Source organism: Psychrobacter sp. MF31 (assembly GCF_012847335.1).
In the GTDB taxonomy this organism is placed as follows: domain Bacteria; phylum Pseudomonadota; class Gammaproteobacteria; order Pseudomonadales; family Moraxellaceae; genus Psychrobacter.
Genome location: NZ_JABBDX010000017.1, coordinates 1 through 3,393, shown reverse-complemented (window position 1 = coordinate 3,393; position 3,393 = coordinate 1). Strand labels below are relative to the sequence as shown.

Annotated in this window: 3 protein-coding genes and 1 pseudogene; all 4 read right to left on the bottom strand. The window is 38.5% G+C overall.

The genetic code is table 11. From position 1 onward, the window contains the following. Window positions 1-76, bottom strand: a pseudogene (locus HF322_RS11525) (resolvase); the annotation flags it as partial. Between the two features lie 246 nt (window positions 77-322). Beyond that, window positions 323-619, bottom strand: a complete 297-nt coding sequence (locus HF322_RS11520) for a type II toxin-antitoxin system RelB/DinJ family antitoxin (protein WP_169393575.1) — start codon at window positions 617-619, stop codon at window positions 323-325. A 77-nt stretch (window positions 620-696) separates the two neighbouring features. Further along, window positions 697-2,016 (bottom strand): replication initiation protein, encoded by a 1,320-nt coding sequence (locus HF322_RS11515; RefSeq protein ID WP_169393574.1) that lies wholly within the window; start codon window positions 2,014-2,016, stop codon window positions 697-699. A gap of 792 nt (window positions 2,017-2,808) precedes the next feature. Continuing rightward, entirely contained in the window at window positions 2,809-3,204 is a 396-nt protein-coding gene (locus HF322_RS11510; RefSeq protein WP_169393573.1) for a hypothetical protein, read from the bottom strand. Window positions 3,205-3,393 lie beyond the last annotated feature (189 nt).

Genomic DNA, 3,393 nt, shown 5'->3' with positions numbered 1-3,393 from the left:
AGTCCTGCGCGTCGGTGCTGACGCGCAGATAGACCCGCGCCACCATCGGCGCGGCTACTGGCTTCGTCCTGCGCATACTTGCGGGCTCCTTTGGGCATACCCCAAAAGAACCACTAAATCCGGCTCAAAACTAGCCATTAGAACCATCTAAATCAGACTGCTATAAGAGAACTATCTATAACAGCCTGAGCAATATCCCTATACTAGGGATATTGCTCAGATTCAATATAATAAAATATATATAAAAAAGCAGCTTTTCTATACATATCTAAAAAATATACATAGAAAAGCTGTTTTTTTATACCAATTTATTGCCCTAAATTCATTTAAAGCCGTTTAATCTGCCTTCAAATCCTACTGCCTTATCGGCAGCCAATCTGTCTAACTTCCCTGACTGATAATCTAAACGCCCCTGCTCAACACTTTGCAGCGTCTGAGCACCAAGAGCCAAATTATCCGCTTGGTAATCAAACGACAACGGCACTTTTTTTGTCTTAGCCACATGCACCAAAAACATCCTGACTGCCTGAGCGGTGGTCATGCCATAATTCTCAAAAATCTGGCTGGTCTCATCTTTGAGCTCTTTTTCAAGTCGCATATTAAAATTAACTGTAGTCATGATTTGTACTCTAATATCCTTACCAAGGACTACTATTGTAAGGCAAATGCCTTACAAACTCAGGTTAAAATAAGGATTTATTTTAAGTATTTCTTAAAATCCGTTTCATGATATTCCCTAAGTCTTGATCCTAGCCCAAGCTTTAAATAGCTAATCTGAGCTTCACTCCCAATCTCATAACCTTTCACTGGATGATCCATCTGAAACTGTGGATGGGTGGCAAAAAAATCAATTTGCTCAGCAGTTAAGCCTTGTTTCTTGCTAACCTCAGCAGTTGCTTTAGATGCTTTTTTCTTGCTTTGCGCTGACTTTTTTGCGACTTCTGGTGACTCGTCCCCTTTTTTAAGGGCTAAAAATTCAGCCAGCATGTGGAACTTACCAACGTGTTCAGGATCTCGTAGCTGATCTTTAAAGCCCTCGAATGCATCGTAATAGCTGATGTTTTTGTCGCGCAGTAGGTGGGTGTTTGCTTCTACGAACTGGTCTTTATAGATTGCAAGCTTTTTAATTTGAGCGTCGGATAGTCCTTTACGCTGCCAACTCGGCGTTTTTTCTGTATTGATAGGTGGGTGATCAAACGTCGTAGGATTACGTTTGGTAGTTTCTTTCGAAACTGATTTTTTAGGCTTAAACTTGATTTCTACTCCTGTATGTTTTCGACCTGCCTTAAGCATTTCGTATGTGACTTGATACGGCGACTTTTCATTGATTTCATTAACTGCAGTCTCAATGACCCAACGTTTTAAGTCTGCCGTTTTTGGATACTTATCATTTAGAACTAACATAAAACGCAAGTCTTGCAAACTGATTCTAACAAAGCCTGTTGACTTATAGCGCATCAGTAATTTATATATCCTAAAGCTATAGATACTTCCAAAATGAGCCATATCTTCTAAGAAGATTTGAACAAAATATTCTTTTAAGTCACTGATTAACGGCAGTATTTCGTCACTAAATACAATTCTTGTTATTATATTATCATCATCTTTTCCAATGCCTATAGAGTCAAAGAAATTATACTTAATGAGTCCACTCATATACTGATTGTAATCTTTTTGATCAGGATAGCGTTCTCTCAATTTTTCTTCTGCTAACTTGTCATAACGTAGAACCTGTTTTAGCCACTGAAACTCAAATACCCCACTATTCGTTGGTACGGCTATCGTGCGCCTCATCAGTTCTTTAGTCGCAGCGCGAATTTCTCTTGCTACCTGATCAGAACTCGCGCCCATTGCAATAAAATCGTCCCTTGTAACATAGAATGCTGTATTTTTTTCTACTGGCACACATTTAGGCATTTTAGCTAAAGCGCATAAGATTAAGCGTTGCTCATTGACAGATAAATTATAAGCAGAAGTAACAATATCATTGTGCATTACCACTAGATTTTTTGACATATAAATACTCTCATAAATAATCAACTATGAGAAATATAACATTCTCATAGTTAAACGACAATCCCTCATAGTTAAACGACAATCCCTCATAGTTAAACGACAATCCCTCATAGTTAAACGACAATCCCTCATAGTTAAACGACAATCCCTCATAGTTAAACGACAATCCCTCATAGTTAGTTCTATCTTGACCATATACAGTAAGCATTTCAGGGGGGTCTAAAAACTCTTTTAAAAACTATATAAAAATAATAAAAAAAGAGCCGATCGCAAAATTTAGCTTTTCAGCATAAATTTACTGGCAATTCAGCTCTTTTTTTTTGAAAAATTTTTAAACACTTTTTTTTTGAAATTTTAAGTTTGGTGAAAACCAATCACTGGCAATAGCTCTAGAAAAGCCACAGAAGCCCTAGAATAGGTTTGAAACTACACTTTGGTATGCAACTACCATAGCCATCTTTGAAACGCCTTACAGGGCACTACAGCAGCAACCACGACAGAGGAAGCAAAACTTAGAGAATTTAAGGGAAAACAAGAGAATATTCCGCGCGGCTGCCAAAGCGCAGTTTAAAAACGCTCAGAAAGCCTCTTAAAATGCCCGTAGTGCCTTTGAAAAGCAATTTTTATGCTGGGTTAGCTAAAAGTTTCTAAAGCGCCTTAAAACGCATTCTAGAGAGTTTTAGCGACATAGCAGATTTTACTAAAATTCTCAGTACCTCAATTTAGTAAAATCTGCTATCACGACCACCTAACGAATAGTTATCCAAAAGCTCCACTGCTACTGTAATTGGCTTAAAATCTCAGCTCATTGTCCGCTTGGGTAAGCGGATCGCCATACAAATCCGCTTGCGTGGTTTCTTCCTGCGGTTCAGGTTTAACCTCAGTTTTAGCTTCAGGCGGCTTAAAATCACTTTTTGTCACCTTCAACCCCTTTTCAATATTTTTTTGCAAATTATCAGCAACGATTGCCAGTTGTGAGCGCTTACTTTTGGCTTTAAGGTATTTCACATTGTTATATTCGCTTAGGAAGATTTCTTGTAGCACTTCCTGATTATTATCAGCCAGTGCCTTAGCCAACCACTCGCCCAAAATCAGCTGAATCTCTGCTTTGTCTTTATTCAACTCATCCTGCAGCTCTTGAAGTCGTTTGCGCTTTTCTGCAAACAAATTATCATCCAAAATCGACATTGCCTCATCCTTTTTTTTAGTTAGCTATGATAAGCTAATCGTAGCGAAATAGAGCGATGGTGGCAAGTGAGCAAAAATCGCAATCGCGCATCAGTTCGCGGGATTGCAGATTTTTAACCCTCTGTTAAGAGCGAACTTAGGAGTTTTCAAACCAAAAGCACCACAAGGGTGACTATTTTTGGTTTGAAA